Below are 17,120 nucleotides of genomic sequence, written 5' to 3'. Positions count from 1 at the left end.
TTGTACTCAGGCAGAGGCTTTATCTCTAGCCTTTTCGATGCGTTTGATACGACCAGAAAAGCCCGTCACTGTGCCATCTTCCAGCCCATATTCAATCGCCTTGTTACACAGAGCTATGGCGGCATCGAAACGGCCTGCATCGCTGCACAGGGTAGAGAGTTGCATAAACCCCGTGCCCTTGAACTCGGCCTTGGGTGATTTGCTGAGTACTTTCTCCCGACTGGCGGCAAACAGAGCGCTATATGCGGTATCGTACTCCTGCCCCAACTGCAGATACTTGCTGTTTTTCCGCTGTTTGTAGCATTCGCCGATCACGGCCAGCAAAGCATCATGTGCTTCGATGGCGCCTTCAGAGGCTTGATACTGTTCCATCGCCCGTTTGAGGGTAATATTGCCCCAACTGATATCCGGTGCAGCCGCCTTGGCTGGCTCTGGCTCTGGCTCTGGCTCTGGCTCTGGCTCTGGCTCTGGCTCTGGCTCTGGCTCTGGCTCTGGCTCTGGCAGGACAGTCTCGACCTCGGCGCGGCCAACTTCCACCTCTGACGCGCTATTTTCGGTTTGAGACTCAAGCTCGGTCGACTCGCTGGTCACTTGCTCAGCCGATGGCTGAGGCGGAACTGGCTCTTTCGATTCGGCAAAGTCCAGATCGACACTCTGGTGCCCCTCCTGACTCTCGCTTGCTGTCTCGGCCTGTGGCGCCTGAGGCATGGTCGAAGCTTTTTCTTTAAGCTTGAGCGCCTCATCACGTTCCTCTTTTGCCAGCCGCTGCGCTCTGTTATAGAGGAAAATACCCGCTGCAACCAACAGGATTATGACCAGGATTTTAAACATCTTCGTCCACCATTTATTGAGTGCCGGGCCAACTGGCAGCCCTATTTCATGATTTTGGCACTCCGCCAAAATCATCCCGCTCTGCACAGAGTTTAACCGATATTAATAGAGTATCGTCTTAGTATAAATCAAGTATTTATGCTTTTTCTTACCGGTTTGAGACGCATTTTGCGAGTGAAACTCGGTCTGTGAAGCTCAATCTGCCATTAACAACGCCAAAACTGGTACACTCTATGAGTTTTGATCCCAAGAATGGCAAACAAGGATTCAGATGCAAAAGTTACTGATAGTGGCGCATGCCAGCCCTTATGGCACAGAAAAGTTATTCAACACTCTGCGTATCGCCCTGGCGCTGAAAGACCAGGAGCAGACCGAAGTGGAACTCAAAATCTTCCTGATGTCGGATGCTGTCTTTGGGGCAGTCAAAGGCCAAAATACCCCGGATCTCAGCTACAACCTGCAGCAGATGTTTGAAATCCTCACCGCCCAGGGTGTGCCCCTATTGTTGTGCAAGACCTGTGTTGAAGCTCGCGGCGTAGTGGCCGAAATGCTACTCGATGGTGCTGCCATTGGCACACTCGGAGACCTGAGCCGCTGGACCCTGGAAGCCGACAAGGTTATCCATATCTAGGGTTAAGTTGAGATTTGACCTTGGGTGTGCATAAAGCTTCATTTTGTGCGCACCTTCATAATTCCTGCCACTGTCTTTGAATCCCCCCTAGCCTCAGGACTAAGATAACCATAGTTGAGTTATTTACTAAGGTAAGGCTATGGAACTGCTGCAAGGAAAACTGCTGACCGAATTCCGCACTGTTTCTGCCATGGTGTGGATCTACTGCCGTGACCATCATCCCAGAGCCGACGATGGCAGCCTCTGCCCCGACTGTCAGGCCTTGATGGAGTACGCTCACACTCGCCTCGACCGCTGCCCCTACGGTGAAAGCAAGCCCACCTGCAACAAATGCCCAGTACACTGCTATAAGCCGGAACCCAAAGAGCAGATGCGTCAGGTCATGCGTTACGCCGGCCCCAGAATGCTGTTGAGTCACCCTATCCTGGCACTGCGTCACCTCTGGTGCGAACGTAAAGCCGCGCCCGCAAAGCCGCCGAAGGACGCCTCCAACCGCCATAAGCGCATGCAGGGCGTCAAAAACTAATTATTTTTTGTTGCACCCCAAAAGCGGCTGAGATATGTATGTCGTTAAGGGGGACGGATGACTGAATTCAGCGACATTTTTACCCAAGCTTACTGGTGGCTATCGCTACTTGGCGGCCTGCATTGCCTGGCGCTATCCCTCTACGCCCACTTTGCCCCTCAGGGCAACGCTAATCAACAGCGGCTATTAACCGCACTTTTTGCCATAATGGCGCTCTATTTCTTTACCGGCCTGTTCAATCGCGACAATACCCCGGCGCCTATCCACCTGTTATTTTTGCTACTGCTGCCACTGTACTTCCTGTTGATGCCGGCCTTGTATCAGTATCTGAAACTGCAACTCAGGCCAGCTACGAGCCCGAAGTTACCTCTTAAACATCTGTTGCCATCCATGTTCGCCATGCTTCTGGTCGTATTGTTGTGGCTGTTCAATCCCAGCCTGATCACAGGCTTGGCCTTGCTCGGTTATCAGCCCAGCCTGAACTGGGGTTCACTACTGTTACCTTTATTGCTACTAATGCAAACGGCCCTGTATCTGGTGTTGGTACTGCAGTTGATGAAACGTCACTATCAAGCTCCAAATGAATTAGACAGCCGTTTACAACAGCTGGGCAACCACTGGCTACTGATCTTGACCCTGACACTGATCCTCACTTGGTTGGTACGCAATATTGCCGTGCTCTTGACCCTGTTTTTCGGCGATCAATTTTCTGTTGTGGCTCAGGCTGTTCCGAGACTGGCACTACTGCTGACCCTCTATCTGCTGGCCATCTACGGCCTCAATCAGCTCACCCGCGCCGCCTATCTGCGCGAACACAGCCCCCGTAACGCATCAATGCCCAAACAGCCTCTCGATAAAGAGGAGCTGGATTTTCTCAATGAGATACTGCACGAAAAAAAAGAGAAGTAACATCGCCCAGACTGTGACCTTTACGTTAATCTAAAGCGGCTTTTAATAACAAAAACAAAGGAACAGAGATGGGATTGCGTAGCAGTTACAGCCTGCTGGCCCTGTGCCTTGTCGGTATGGGAACCCAGGCCTTGGCCGCAGAGCGGCAGCATAAAATAACCAACCAGGACTTTTTCGAGATAGCCAACATGGGCCAGGTAGCGCTCAGCCCAGACGCAAAAATGGCCGCCTGGTTGGAGTCCCGCTGGGACAAAAATCTGGATAAGGCTCAGAAAGACATCTGGCTGGTCGACAGCAAGAGCCGCCAAAGCAAACGTCTGACCTTCAGTAACGAGAGTGAAAGCGCCATCAGTTGGAGTCCCGATGGCCAATATATCTACTTCCTCAGCAGCCGCGGCGATGCCGAGCAACCGGCGCCCTTCAACGCCAAAGCGCAAATTTACCGGCTCTCAATTCAGGGCGGAGAAGCCGTCCCCATCACTCAGGAGGCCGATGGCGTCAAGAGTTACCAGTTGAGTAATGACGGCAGCCAACTCTATTTCCTGAGCCATAAGACCCTGACAGATAAAGATCCCTGGGCCGGTATGCGCGCCACCCACCAAGGTCCAGAGTATGGCCACGGCAGTCGCGAAACCAACCCCCTTTACCGCCTCGATCTGAACCATTTCCGCAAACAGTTGTTATTGGATGATGACAAGGTCGTTTGGGAGTTCAGTGTCAGCCATGATGGCAACAAACTGGCGCGGATCACCACAGAAGACAATGAACTGGTCAATCTGGAAGGCGGGTCCCAAGTAGAAGTCTTCGATATCAAAAACGCCACCAATCATGTTCTGGCAGACAAGCGTTGGCGTGAACAGGCGCCCTCTCCTTACGGTTGGTTACTGGGGCTGAGTTGGGCCGAGGACAACCGCCGCCTCGCCTTCAGAATCGACTTCGATGGGCATCCCGGCAACCTGTTTATCAGTGATACCAGTCAACCCAAGCAGGCACCTTTGAGTGTTAAACGCCAGGGTGATATGACTCTCAGCGGCGGCGATATCCGTTGGCGACCGGGCAGTGAAGAGATCTGCTATCGCGGCGCCGATCATGCGCTGGTACGCCTCTACTGCACCGAAATCAATGACTTGGAACAGGGCGATACCCGAACTCTGCTGCAGGATGATACCGTCATCGGCAGCTACAGTTTCAGTCACAACGGCAAGCAACTGGCGTTCAGCCATAACGGCCTAGATCACTTCTACGATCTGTTTATCGCCAACGCCGAGAAGCGCAAAGCACCGACCAAACGCCTAACCCATATCAATCCGCAAACCGATTCCTGGCTGCTGCCACAACTGAGCATAGTCAAGTGGCAAGCCGCCGATGGCACACAAGTTGAAGGCATACTGGAATTACCACCCGGCTACCGCAAAGCCGATGGCCCGCTGCCGCTTGTCGTGCAAATTCACGGCGGCCCCACTGCCGCCACCCCATTTGCACTGCAACACAGATCCTATGGCCGTGCGACTTTTGCCGCCAACGGCTGGGCCTTGTTGTCACCCAACTACCGTGGCTCTACTGGCTATGGCGACAAGTTCCTCACTGACCTGGTGGGCCATGAACACGAAATTGAGGTAAACGACATCATGGCCGGGGTAGACAAGCTGATTGCCGAGGGCCTGGTCGATGCCGACAAGTTAGCGGTCATGGGCTGGAGCAACGGCGGCTATCTGACCAATGCACTTATTGCCAGTAGCGACAGATTCAAGGCTGCCAGTTCTGGGGCCGGGGTGTTCGATCAGCGCCTGCAATGGATGCTGGAAGATACGCCCGGACATGTGGTCAACTTTATGCAGGGCTTGCCATGGGAAAAACCCGAGGCCTATACCCATGGCTCATCGCTGACACAGGCTGACAAGATAAAGACCCCGACACTTATTCATATCGGAGAGAAAGACGCCAGGGTGCCTTTGGGCCACGCCCAGGGGCTATATCGCGCCCTCAGGCATTACCTGAATGTGCCGGTGGAACTGATTACTTACCCGGGTGAAGGCCATGGTTTGAACCGCTACAAGCACAGGCAAGCCAAGATGGACTGGGATCAGGCTTGGTTTGAACATTATGTTCTCGGCAAACCCTTGCCATAGCCTAGCGGCGCAGTCATAGAAACCGGGTTAACTGAGCTCTAGTTAACTGAGCTTTAGTTAACTGAACTTTGGCTGACATTTACTCTAAAAAGCGCCATCATAGGCGCTTTTTTAGCCTTCAACCCTGTATTTTTAGCGCCGGACAAGTAAGCTCAAGAGTACCCGTAGGTATCCAGTCTCTCATTGAAGGAGAGCTTAAGACTCTCAATTTGGAGGTTCATCATGAAAGCCCTTTCAAGTACCTTGTTTGCCCTCTTCGCCTTGCTGAGCAGTCTGCTGCTGATCCCGACTGCCAGTGCCAATGACAACTACAGCAATGCCATAGCCACCTTTAAACAAGCCAGTGAAACCCATAAATTCTTCGACTCCGCCTATGGTTACGCCATATTTCCCACTGTCGGCAAGGGAGGCCTGGGCATAGGGGCGGCCTATGGTAAGGGGCGTGTCTATCGCGGCGGCGTCTATACCGGTGACTCGAGCATGACTCAGGTCTCCATCGGTTTTCAAATCGGTGGTCAGGCCTACAGCGAAATTATTTTCTTCAAGGATGCACAGGCCTACCGCGACTTTACTAGCGGCAGCTTTGAGTTCGGCGCCCAGGCTTCTGCCGTAGCCATCAATGCCGGTGCCAACGCTCAGGCCGGTACCACAGGTAACTCGGCCGGAGCGGGCCAATCCGGCGGCAGTCAGGCTGCCAAAGCTGCCTATATCAACGGCATGGCAGTATTTACCGCCGCCAAGGGTGGCCTCATGGTCGAAGCCGCGCTGGCCGGACAATCATTTACCTTCGAGGCGCAATAGGCTGATTGGCGAGGCGGCTCAGGCCGCCTCAGCCATTAACCCGTTTTATTCATGTCCCCATGGTGCCGGTGGCGGCGTCACCTCGTTGCTCAAATTGAATTGCAACAGAAAGTCTCGGTTTTCCCGGGTCAGGCGATAACTGAAGTTCTGCTGATCCAACCCCAGATGCCAAACATTGGTGACCGACTGCGCCAGACCATGCTGTTTGAAGTTGGCAATGGAAAATTCATCGACCGGAAAAGACTGCCAGGACTCGCTTCCCGGACTGCGACTGTCGCCACCATACTGAGTCACAGCATCTTCGCTGCCATCCTGATGACGATGATCATGCTTGAGCCTAAGACCATCGGCCGTCTTGCTGATCACCCAGGTGCGGGATCTGTCCTCTCCCACATGTAGTGGAATACGGATCTCAGTTTTTGAACATTGGCGCACATGCATCACCAACGGCTGGCCCGTGAAACCATCGCCGATACTGCCTCCCTTGATCAACTCACCACTGTAGGCCTTACCGCACAAACCGGATAATCGGTTAAAAAACTGCTCGGCAGCGGTCAACTCCTGCCCCTGTACCGACGTTGTCAGTAATAAGGCCGCCATCAATCCCCATCGTTTCATTATTCTTGTTCCTTCCTGATTAAATGAACGACTATAACGATGTAGTTTGAAACCAAACTGAATCCCTACAACAAATACTCACAGTAAGCAAGTAACAAAGTCACAACGGCTCACTTCCGAAATTCTTTCACTATATTACTTGAGTAAATTCACACCCTGAGTATAAAAATAGCCCTTCATTAATTTCATTTAAGGAAATATGGATTTTTCACCTGGCTAAATTTATGAAGCAATTCATGTTTAAAATAATTAACTATTTATCAATGTGATCTTAATCTAGGCAATATATCTACAATGAACCCATAGTAATGCCTCAGCAGTGTGGGGACAGCTAGATGAAAATTGACAGCCTTAATTACAACCAATTAAAAGTTTTGCTATCGGTATATAAACATGGCCAAGGAAGCTTGGCAGCAGCCGAATTAGGCATATCAAGTTGCGCCGTCACCCGTACACTAAATGCGCTACGTGATGTTTTTATGGACTCTTTATTTGTCCGTAAATCAAATGGACTAATCCCAACCCAAAAAACGGAAGAATTAATTCCACATGCAAAATTATTGGTGGAACAATATCAGTTACTTGAAAGACAACATTCCGTGTTTTCACCAAGCCAATCAGGCGGTCATTTTGTTATCAGAGCCTATGATGAATTTGTCTATGCCGTCCATAAAGTCATAGATAACTATATTCTTCCCGAAGCGCCAAACTTACGTTTTGATGTTCGGACTCTAAGCCATGACTGCAGTAATGAGCTCATTGGCGGCGGCGTCGATTTCGTCGTGGTTTATGAAGGCTTCGACGATGCCAGACTCAACTATGAAATCTTCTCTGAGACAGGTGACATCTACATTCTGGCCAGAAAGGACCATCCGGTGCTGGCCGAATCTATGTCGCTGGAACACCTGTCACACTACCCGCTACTGGAAATCGACAATTACAACGACCTCACCTGCCCTTTGCTGGTGAATCTTTGCCGAGACAACGGCCTGCAGATGGATGTCGCCGGCTATACCGACAGTGTCGCCACCGCGATGCAGATCCTTGCCGAGTCGGACAGTATCACACTCAGCTGCAATCAATTTACTCGCAAGTTCGTCGATATGATCCCCGCAGTGAGTTATCGAAGATTAACTGACAACATGATTGAAAATATAAAAGAAATTCGTAGCGAACATCGTACGGTAGGTAATTATATCCTTTATGGAAATATAAATAATTCCCCGGCTTTCAACTGGGTGAAATCAAAACTCGTTTATGGACTAGAACGAGAATGGCGTTTGGCTGCGGCCACATAAGATATAAATCACAAGTGAAACAAGAGGTATCCAATGGAGTTCACATTATTTTGTATAGCGGCCTATGCCGCGTATCTGGTTTATAAAAAACCAGAAAAAGAGAAACTAGCAGACAAACTGCTTTTCGGTTGCATAGGGATGAGTTTCTTTATTTGGATCATGATGTCCTGGGGCGTTTTACTTCCAGTCGGTAACTACTAAAGAGTCATTATGAAAGAGCATATTTTCAACAAGTTGGCATCCTTCGCCGCTATTGTCATCATGGCCTTACCTGTAGGTATTGCCTGTTTCTTTTTCGGATTTATTCTGCTGGATAATCCCTGCGCATTTTGCTGGCAAGAACGTACGGCAATGATTCTGGTGGCACTGACCGCTCTGTATATTGTGCGCTTTGGTCTCAAGCCTAAATATATTGCCGCGCTGGTTTGGCTGGGTATCTACGGTGCCTTTATGTCATCAGTGCATACCTCCTTCAACCTGGCCAGCGATATCGGCCAAGGCTTCTCACTGAAGATCATGGGCGCCCACACTTACACTTGGGCACTGCTGGTCTTTATCGTGGTGCTGGTTGTGGTAGCTCTGCTGATGCTGACCCTGGGTAATAAATTTCCCAACAATGCCTATGGAACCAAGCCTCTGGACTCTCTGCCTAAATTCGCCTGCGGCGTATTCCTGGTAGTGATTGCCGGCAACATAGTGCAAGCCTTTACCCAAACCGGTCCTATCCCCTTCGTCGGTCAGGACAGCCCAGGCCGCGTATCCTTCAATCCCAAGTTCATGAGCTGGGAACTGGATCACTGGCCAACCTATGCTCCCAATGCCCGTGGTGCTTACGCCATCAGCAACCCGGACATGGATACCTGGAACAAGACGCCAGCATTATTTGCCTCGGCTCCCGAAGCCAGACTGCTGAGTCAGACACCACTGCCTGAAGCGATTTCCGGTCGAGTGACTGCCATCGACTACCAGCCTGAAAGCCAGATCTATGCACTGACCACTTCAGACAACTGGGTCTACATTCTCGACAAGCAATTCAAACTGCTCACTCAGGCACAAATCGACGGCATGTATATGCTGCACATTGAAACCTTAAGCGGCGTTAGCTTTACCTCAGCCAACAGCCTGCTGGTAATGGGTTTCAACAAGGCTTGGGCCGAGCTGGTTCTGGATCCTGCACAAAACTGGGAAATGAACTATCGCCGCTTCAACCAGAGCAGCGACGGCATTGGTGAAACTGCCCGTGGTCAGTTCAGCACTGTCAGAGCCAAGACCAGCTATAGCCTGGCGCTGGGTTACAGCAAGGCGCTGGATCAGTATGTGACTGTTACTACTCGCGATGAACTGAATGAAAACCTGGTGGTATCCCGTTTCGACAAGGGTGACATGACACTGTCTGCCGAAGCCAATTTCAAAGGACTGGAAGGCAAGGCTCTGCCACAACTGACAGGTATCAGCGTCGATGATGAGCAAGCCTGGCTGCTCAACACGGATGCCAGTGAAGTGCTGCAACTTAACCTGCTCACAGGCGAAGTCTACTCAGGCGTGAAACTACCTGGTACTGACAACCCACAAGGCTTACTGGTTCGCGACGGTCAACTGCTGACTGTTAGCCAAATCAACGGCCGTAACCAACTGCAAACCTTTGTAATGTAACGCACCTTAGCTCCGGGGGAGTTTTCCCCCGGGGTAACGCCGGGAAACCGGCACAATAAAGGCCCTTGGGCCAACAATCATAACGGACTCAAGGTCCAAATTATGGTGAGTGATGACTATGAAAATCAATAGACGCACATTTCTACAGGGAGCCGGAGCCACAGCCGTGCTTTCGTCCCTGTCAGGGTTGACTCCCGGCGTAGCCAACGCCAAAGAGGCGGGAGCCAATTCAGGATTATTAGCCAAGCGCAATGGTAAAGTCGTGTACCATAGCTGTCTGCGTAACTGCGCCGCCCGCTGTTTGCTCAAGTTCCGAGTTCAGGATGGCCGAATGACTTACGTCACCGGCGCCGAGGAACAGGCCAAGACCGGCAAGGCTCCCTGCCTTAAAGGGCAAAGCTACGTGCAATACACCTATGCCCCCGACCGTATCCTGCACCCCATGGAGCGGGTCGGTAAGAAGGGTGAAGGCAAATGGCGCCGGATCACCTGGGACGAAGCCTACAGCAAGATTGCCAGCCGCTTTAAGCAGATCATCGATGAACATGGTTCTGAAGCGATTCTGCCCTATAGCTACTCAGGCAACTATGGTGCCATCGGCATGTCGGCCTCCGGCGAACGTTTCTGGAACCGTATCGGCTCCTCCATTTTGGAGCGTAAGGTATGTACCTACGCCGCCTACGACGGTCTCAAGTCGCTCTACGGCACTTTCCTTGGCCCGGATCCTGAAGATGTAGTACTCAGTGACGTCTATTTGAACTGGGGACACGACGAAGTGGTCTCCAACACCATAGCCATCAAACTTATCAACGAAGCCAGGGATCGCGGTACCAAAATACTGGCGGTCAACCCACAGCGCACACCGCTATGTTCCCAGGCCGATATCTACCTGCAGCCTCGCCCCAGCACAGACGTACAACTGTGTGCCGGTATCATGAAGTATCTGGTAGAAAAAGATCTCGTTAATCATAAGTTTATTGCCGAGCAGACCATAGGCTACGATGAGTTGCTCAAGCGCCTCGATGAAATCAGCTACGATGAAGTCGAAGCGATTACCGGAGTGCCCAGAGCCAAGATGTTCGAGTTTGCTCAGGTACTGGGTGAAAACGAAAAGACCATGCTGCGTATGGGTTACGGTTTCCAACGTAACTTCAACGGCGCCCGCATGGCCCGCGCGGTTGCCATGCTGCTCGCGGTCACAGGCAACTTCGGTAAACGCGGTAACGGTCTTATCTATGACAACGTTCATGCGGGCGGTGGTTTGAACCAATATCAAGCCAGCGGCAAATATATGCGTCCGAATCCGGATGCCCAGCGCATCAATATGACTGAGCTGGCCAAGGCGTTGCACCCAACTAACCCCACCAGCCACGATAAGCCCAGCAAATCTATCCACGGGATGATCATCTATAACGGTAACCCTGTGGTTGTCGCGCCAGATACCAATGCGGTCATCGAGGGAATGAAGCGCGAAGATCTGTTTGTTGTCGGTCACGACATGGTGATGACTGACTCACTGCAGTATTGCGACATCATAGTCCCAGCCGCCAGCCAGTTTGAAACCGATGATATTGTCGGTGACTACCACGGCTACTATGTGCAGGTATGCCAGAAGGTGATCGAGCCTCTGGGTGAGTGTAAGTGTAACTGGACCTTCTTCCGCGAATTGGGTCAAGCAATGGGCTTTGAAGATCCTGCCTTCCAGGCCAGCAACGATGACATCATTCACGAGCTGCTGGATACAGATTCACCTTACTATAAAGGGGTGACTTACGACCGCTTGATGAAAGAGAAGTACATCAAGCTGGACATTCCTCAACCTGTATTGGCCGACGGTAAATATGAAACTCCAAGCGGCAAAATTGAGTTCAGTTCACAATTGATGGCCGATGCCGGTTTCCACCCAGTACTGGATTGGGGCCTGCCAGAGGATGAGATGGAACCCAAAGAGCGCGAGTTGCCATTCCGCTTACTCTCTTCCGGGGTACCACAGCGGGTTAACAGCTCCTTCTACAACGTGAAATATATCCGCGCCATCCCAGCCTACTACGTCAAAATCAACCCCAAAGATGCCCAGCAATACGGCATTGTCAACAACGACACAGTCAAACTCAGCAACCACAGAGGCGAAGCTAAATTTGTTGCCATGGTCACCACAGGTGTGCCAGAGGGCTCACTGATGACCCCTAAGTGTAACTGGCTCAGACTCAACCCCAACGGCACCGATGGCTGCACCAACTCGTTGACCACAGATAAATTGACCGATATGGGCGGTTGCTCGGCCTACCACTCAACCCGTGTGGCACTGGCCAAAGTTTGAAGGAGATCCTCATGGAAAATAAACATCAACTCGGATTCGTCTTCAGACAGGAAAACTGTGTCGGCTGCCAGGCCTGCACCATAGCCTGCCAGATCCACAATGAACTGCCGGAAGACGTGCGCTTTCGCAAGGTAGACCGTTACGAAGTCAAACGCAACGACGGCATGGTAGACGTGTGGCTCAGTCACTCCTGCATGCATTGCGGTAACCCGGCTTGTCTCATGGTGTGTCCGTCTCAAGCCTATACAGTGCGTGACGATGGCCTGGTAGTACTGGATCGCGAGAAGTGTACCGGTTGCGGCCTGTGTGTCAGCGCCTGTCCTTATGATGCGGTAGTCATGCTGAAAACCGATGGTAAGGCTGCCAAGTGCAACATGTGTATTGAGCTTATCGATCAGGGACTCAAGCCCGCCTGTGTCGACGGTTGTCCGGTCAAGTGTCTGGATACCGACAGAATACAGCAGGTATTGGCCCAGAAACCTTCTGCCAGCAAGCAAGGCGTAGGTTACGGCGACTGCATCACCAAGCCCAATATGGTCATCATCAAGGAGCGGCCATGACACATCTCGACCTCGGTCCGGTTGCCAGCGGCTATCAGGCCTTGAAGGGAATGCTGTTTGCCCCCTCAAGCCCTGAATCGCTCAAGCGGCTTATCGATTGGCTGGAACAGGAGCAGCGCTATCCAGAGTTGCTCCAACAAGCCAAACATTGGCAATCAGAGCCTCTGGAACTTGAGTGTGACTTCAACCGTATGTGTATCGGCCCCACCAAGTTGCTGGTGCCTCCCTATGAGTCTGTCTACCGCGATGTCGGCCGGCAGATCCATACGGATCGCACTCTGGAGGTCGCCGACTTCTACCAGCAGCTGGGACTGGTGACAGATACAGGTTTCAACGAACCGGCTGACTATATAGGCAATGAGCTGGAGTTTCTGTTTTGTGCCGAGGCCCTGCGCCATCAGCAGCAAAACGAAGACCCGGCCGCAGCCGATGAGCTGGAGCAGTTGGCGCAAGTCTTTCTCAAGCAACATCTTGGCACCTGGTATCAAGCGTTTGCCCAGGGGATCAGCCAACATGCACGGCTGGATTTCTGGCGCTGCTATGCCCAGGCACTGGAAGACTTCCTCACTTCCAGACTGAAGAATTCCGGGGTCGAGACTCCGACTGCAAAGCATCATTAAGATGTTTAAGGATTTGACATGAAAAGTTTAAATGCCTTTATCTCAGGTGCTGTGGCCTTAGTATTCAGCTTACCGCTGCTGGCCGCCGACACTCTGACACCCGAGCCACAACAGTGGCAACCGATACAGGAAGTGGCAATTCAGGGCGATATCCCTGAACTCAGGGGCATGCCGCAACAGGCACAGTTCCCGGACGCGTTGCCCCCCGTCAATCAAGGGTATCTCGATACTCTGGCGCCGGCCTCCTGGTGGGCCGACCTCCTGAGCTACAGCTTCTTTGGCATGATAGTACTGCTGGCATTGTTCGTGGCCATCAATGGTAAAGCCAAGCTGAGTCAGGGATTTTCCGGCAAAAAGGTCGACCGCTGGAGTGGCATGGATGTGCTGGTGCACTGGGTGGGCGCCATCGCCTGCCTACTGCTGATCATCACAGGCCTTATCATGGTTGCCGGCCGCTTCTGGCTGGAACCCAACATGGGCGCCTCCCACTGGACCGGCTTTATCGGCACTTCGGTAGCCCTGCACGACCTGATGGCCTTCCCCTTCATCCTGGGATGGGCGGTCATGGTGGTCAAATGGGCCGGTAAGCAACTGCCGGAAGCCTGTGATATCGGCTGGCTCAAAGTGGTTGGCGGCTATCTGAACTTCGGCCCCTTCAAGGGCAAGCATCCGGATGCCGGTTTTGCCAATGCCGGTGAAAAACTCTGGTTCTGGTGCTTCGCCTTGTTCGGTGCCCTGATGGTCGGCTCGGGTCTGGTGCTTATGTTCTCAAGCCTGGTGGCCACCAAAGACGGTGCCAATCTGGCATTGATCCTCCACCTTGTCAGTGCCTTCGTGCTCGGCGCTTTTACCGTAGTGCATATCTATATGGCCACAGTGATCTCTGAAGGCGGTATGGAATGTATGCTCAGCGGCAAGTGTGACGAAAACTGGGCGAAACAGCACCACAATCTCTGGTACAAAAGCCTCTCCAAAGGCAAATAACTCCCACACCCTCCTCCTGCTCCCGGAGGAGGGTTTTCCAAGTTAAATGATGAACACTACGGCCCTGACGGGTCGGGGATCACTATACCCAAATGAGGGACAAACAGATGAGAGCATCTACCCTGTGTTTACTCGGTTGTGCCTTGCCGCTGACAGCAATGGCAACAGACAATAATAGCGATAACAATTGGCAAGAACTCGACCAACGGCTAAAGCGCCTAGAACAGCAACAAGCCACTCCAAGTGCCCAAAACACCAGCGTCAGCCTTTATGGTTCACTGCGTCCTACCCTAGTTTACAGCGACAGCGACCTCACAGATGAGTGGGATGTGGGCGATGCCCTGTCACGTATTGGCGTCAAAGGCCGCACCGAATTCGCCCCCGGCTGGGCCTTGCTGGCTCAGGGGGAATGGAAAATCAACCTCAATGGTGATGGCAGCTTCGGCGATGCCCGGCTGGCATTTGCCGGGGTGGATTCCCCTTATGGTCAACTCAGTTTTGGCCGCCAACGGCCGGTGCAGTATACCCTGGTGGCCGAATACACAGACATATTCAACAACGCCAACAGCCCGTTTGCCTACAATCAGGAAAGCCCCTTCTTCGCCGATAACCTGGCGCTATATCAATTCAAACTGCAGCACTTCACCCTGATGGCCTCGGCACGCTTCGATGGAGAAGCCAACAACAGCGGCGCCGATGCTATCAACGCCGGTCTGGGATTCGACTGGCAGGGCTTACACCTGGGGGTCAGCTATCTGGAGCAAGACAACTACGAAGGTGAGCTAAAGACCGGCAAAGATAAGACCAGCGCCGCCGCTGTGGCCTACAGCTTCGACAACGGTATCTATCTGGCGCTCGCCTACCAGTATAAAGACTATCAATTGACAGGCAGCGAAGACCGGGATGGCAGCACCCTGGATGCGGCACTGGCGATCCCGCTGTGGCAGGATTACAAACTCAAGCTGGGTTACTTCCGCTTCGATGATGGACTGGAGTCCGATATCAGCTTGGATTATCAGGGCTTCAACACCACACTGGAGTGGAACCCTGCCAGCAATGTACGCCTGCACCTTGAATATCTGCAGCAAGACAACGAACAACGTGCTACTGACAAGAGCATTGCCTTCGGCATTCGCTACGACTTCGATCTGAACTGGAAAGGCTAACCCGCTAACCAGACTCCCTCCAGAAGAGGCCGGCTCCGGCCTCTTCTATTCCGCGCACTTCATGGAGTTAGCAATAAATGGGATTTAAGAAATCACTCGTGGCCTCTATGGTCACTTTGGTCGTCCTCAGCCTGTTGATCTCAAACTGGCTCTCCTATATCCAAATCAAAGAGGCCACCATCACAAGGGTCAACGACAAACTCATCAACGTTACCCGCAATGAGGCGACCAGAGTCATTACCTGGTTTGACGCCAAAGCCCAGGCAATGGAGCAACTGGCCCAGCACTATCACCTGGGGAGCTATCGGGACAACTATGCCAACATCGCACGTCTCACCACAGATCTCACCGGAGTCGCCCGCATCTACTTCGGCTTCGATGACGGCAGCGCCTATTCCACAGAAACCAGTGATAAGTGGTTTAACGGCAAGGCGATTCCAGGGAAATACGACCCCAGGACGCGCCCTTGGTATCAACAAGGGAAGGCCACCAACCAGCTCGATGTCACCGATATCTATACCGATGATGGCACCGGCAACGAAGTGATTTCCATCTTACGAAACTTGGGCGATGGCGTGGTCCTGGGCGACATTGAGCTCACCTACCTTCATGAGGTGGTTAGCGCGATAGATTACCCGGGGGCGGTGGCCCTGATCATGGATCAGACAGGTAAAGTGCTGGCTTCAGAGTCTCCCAAATTGGTTACCGGTAGCCACTTTACCGATTTTGGCCTCCCCCAAGTGGAACAGAAGCTGCTTAGCAATGATGAGATGATGCAGGAATATAATATCGATGGCATTGATAAGCTCGCCTTCTCGAAAGCAATTCCCTTGGTCAGTGGCAAACGCTGGTATCTATTCATCAGCGTGGATAAGTCGAGCGCCTATGCCGTGGTGGATCAGGCACTGAGAAACGCCGTCATCTCCTCCGCCATTATGTTGCTGTGTGCCATCACTATCCTGCTCGGGGTACTTTCTTTGATCTACCGTCCTATCTTGTCTCTCAAGGAAATGGTCACCGAGTTATCGAAAGGCAATGGCGATCTCACCAAACGGCTCGAGATACACAGCCAAGATGATCTGGGACAAATTTCCCAGGGGATCAATCAGTTTATCGCTAACCTGCAAGCCATGATGCAGGAAGTCATGCAGGCCTCGACACACATCTCAGGCGGTGTCGAACGGCTTGAGACGGAAACCGAGACCAATCGCCAGATATTGTCGGCGCACACCAGAGAAACGGAACAGATTGTCGCGGCGGTGGAAGAGATGAGCGCCACAGCCAACGATGTCGCCCAAAATGGCAGTACAACCGCTTCCTTTACTCAGTTGACCAACGAACAGGCTCTGGCATCTAAACAAGTGGTTGCCGAGGCGACCGAAACGGTCAATCGTCTGGTCAGGGAAGTCGAGGATACTGCAGAGCAGATAGGTCAAATAGACCGGGACACCACCAATATCACTCAGGTGTTGAAGGTCATCGGTGATATCGCGGATCAAACCAACCTACTGGCGCTCAACGCAGCCATTGAGGCAGCGCGGGCCGGCGAGCAGGGACGAGGATTCGCCGTGGTGGCCGATGAAGTGAGGGCTCTGGCGGCGCGCACCCAAGACAGTACCGCAGAAATTGAGGTGACGCTGAACAATCTCAGAGAGGCATCCAATAGTGCGATCCACTCGATGGAGAGAACCAAACAGACCTGCTTGGAAACGGCCAAAACCACAGAGAGAGTCGCCACAGATCTCGATACCATAGGCGGGTCGGTCAATCAGATTAACGACCTCAATACCCAGATAGCCACTGCCGCCGAAGAACAAAGCTCGGTCTCGGCGGAGATCACTCGTAACATGAGCGCTATCTGCGAAATGGCCAACGAGCTGGCTCGCAGCGGAGAATCCAGCCGTAACGAAACCGCCAACCTGGCCACCGCCAACCAACAGCTGGAACAAATTGTGGGGCAATTTAAACTCAGTTAAATCAGTAGAACACGGGGGCTTTCACCCGAAGCCCCCTTTCCCAACGGTGACTGAAACAAACCCTTAAACAAGGTTTAGTGTAAAACCGGTTCGGTTGT

General features: G+C 52.3%; 15 protein-coding genes. 13 read left to right on the top strand and 2 right to left on the bottom strand.

The genetic code is table 11. The annotated features are described in order from the left end of the window. Positions 1-6: 6 nt before the first annotated feature. The gene (locus K5621_RS01555; protein ID WP_221050250.1) at positions 7-831 is read right to left on the bottom strand and encodes a hypothetical protein; all 825 of its coding nucleotides are present in this window, start codon (positions 829-831) and stop codon (positions 7-9) included. Between the two features lie 271 nt (positions 832-1,102). Here K5621_RS01555 and K5621_RS01550 point away from each other — a divergent pair, with 271 nt between their 5' ends. The 5 genes from K5621_RS01550 to K5621_RS01530 all read left to right on the top strand — a co-directional run bounded on the left by K5621_RS01550 (position 1,103) and on the right by K5621_RS01530 (position 5,827). Further along, on the top strand, positions 1,103-1,462 hold the full coding sequence (locus tag K5621_RS01550) for a DsrE/DsrF/TusD sulfur relay family protein (RefSeq protein WP_100145832.1): 360 nt from the start codon (positions 1,103-1,105) through the stop codon (positions 1,460-1,462). Between the two features lie 139 nt (positions 1,463-1,601). Then, positions 1,602-1,988 (top strand): nitrous oxide-stimulated promoter family protein, encoded by a 387-nt coding sequence (locus tag K5621_RS01545; protein WP_221050249.1) that lies wholly within the window; start codon positions 1,602-1,604, stop codon positions 1,986-1,988. A gap of 57 nt (positions 1,989-2,045) precedes the next feature. Beyond that, on the top strand, positions 2,046-2,897 hold the full coding sequence (locus K5621_RS01540; RefSeq protein ID WP_221050248.1) for a hypothetical protein: 852 nt from the start codon (positions 2,046-2,048) through the stop codon (positions 2,895-2,897). A gap of 68 nt (positions 2,898-2,965) precedes the next feature. Further along, a complete protein-coding gene (locus K5621_RS01535; RefSeq protein WP_221050247.1) occupies positions 2,966-5,026 on the top strand; it encodes a S9 family peptidase in 2,061 nt (686 codons plus the stop codon). Between the two features lie 222 nt (positions 5,027-5,248). Further along, positions 5,249-5,827, top strand: coding sequence for a lipid-binding SYLF domain-containing protein (locus tag K5621_RS01530; RefSeq protein WP_221050246.1), 579 nt, complete (start codon positions 5,249-5,251; stop codon positions 5,825-5,827). Positions 5,828-5,872: 45 nt separating this feature from the next. Here the strand turns inward: K5621_RS01530 and K5621_RS01525 are convergent, their stop codons facing one another. Continuing rightward, positions 5,873-6,445, bottom strand: a complete 573-nt coding sequence (locus K5621_RS01525; RefSeq protein WP_157929116.1) for a hypothetical protein — start codon at positions 6,443-6,445, stop codon at positions 5,873-5,875. 335 nt (positions 6,446-6,780) lie between these two features. On the opposite strand from K5621_RS01525, the gene K5621_RS01520 reads away from it, so the two are divergent. The 8 genes from K5621_RS01520 (at position 6,781) to K5621_RS01485 (ending at position 17,022) form a co-directional block, all read left to right on the top strand. Further along, entirely contained in the window at positions 6,781-7,743 is a 963-nt protein-coding gene (locus K5621_RS01520) for a LysR family transcriptional regulator (protein ID WP_100145843.1), read from the top strand. Positions 7,744-7,953: 210 nt separating this feature from the next. Further along, positions 7,954-9,396, top strand: coding sequence for a disulfide bond formation protein B (locus tag K5621_RS01515; protein ID WP_221050245.1), 1,443 nt, complete (start codon positions 7,954-7,956; stop codon positions 9,394-9,396). A gap of 118 nt (positions 9,397-9,514) precedes the next feature. Next, positions 9,515-11,716: a molybdopterin-dependent oxidoreductase gene (locus K5621_RS01510; RefSeq protein ID WP_221050244.1), complete on the top strand. Its 2,202-nt coding sequence runs from the start codon at positions 9,515-9,517 to the stop codon at positions 11,714-11,716. 11 nt (positions 11,717-11,727) lie between these two features. Beyond that, positions 11,728-12,276, top strand: coding sequence for a 4Fe-4S dicluster domain-containing protein (locus K5621_RS01505; RefSeq protein WP_039035838.1), 549 nt, complete (start codon positions 11,728-11,730; stop codon positions 12,274-12,276). Continuing rightward, the gene (locus K5621_RS01500) at positions 12,273-12,896 is read left to right on the top strand and encodes a TorD/DmsD family molecular chaperone (protein ID WP_208163148.1); all 624 of its coding nucleotides are present in this window, start codon (positions 12,273-12,275) and stop codon (positions 12,894-12,896) included. Before K5621_RS01505 ends, K5621_RS01500 begins: the two co-directional genes overlap by 4 nt. 18 nt (positions 12,897-12,914) lie before the next feature. Beyond that, the gene (locus tag K5621_RS01495; RefSeq protein ID WP_221050243.1) at positions 12,915-13,880 is read left to right on the top strand and encodes a formate dehydrogenase subunit gamma; all 966 of its coding nucleotides are present in this window, start codon (positions 12,915-12,917) and stop codon (positions 13,878-13,880) included. A gap of 107 nt (positions 13,881-13,987) precedes the next feature. After that, on the top strand, positions 13,988-15,046 hold the full coding sequence (locus K5621_RS01490) for a porin (RefSeq protein WP_100145853.1): 1,059 nt from the start codon (positions 13,988-13,990) through the stop codon (positions 15,044-15,046). A gap of 77 nt (positions 15,047-15,123) precedes the next feature. Then, a complete protein-coding gene (locus K5621_RS01485; RefSeq protein WP_221050242.1) occupies positions 15,124-17,022 on the top strand; it encodes a methyl-accepting chemotaxis protein in 1,899 nt (632 codons plus the stop codon). Positions 17,023-17,120: the final 98 nt, after the last annotated feature.

Source organism: Shewanella carassii (assembly GCF_019670705.1).
Taxonomy (GTDB): Bacteria; Pseudomonadota; Gammaproteobacteria; order Enterobacterales; family Shewanellaceae; genus Shewanella; species Shewanella carassii.
The sequence above is the reverse complement of the archived record's forward strand: the minus strand, read 5'-3'. Positions and strand labels throughout refer to the sequence as shown.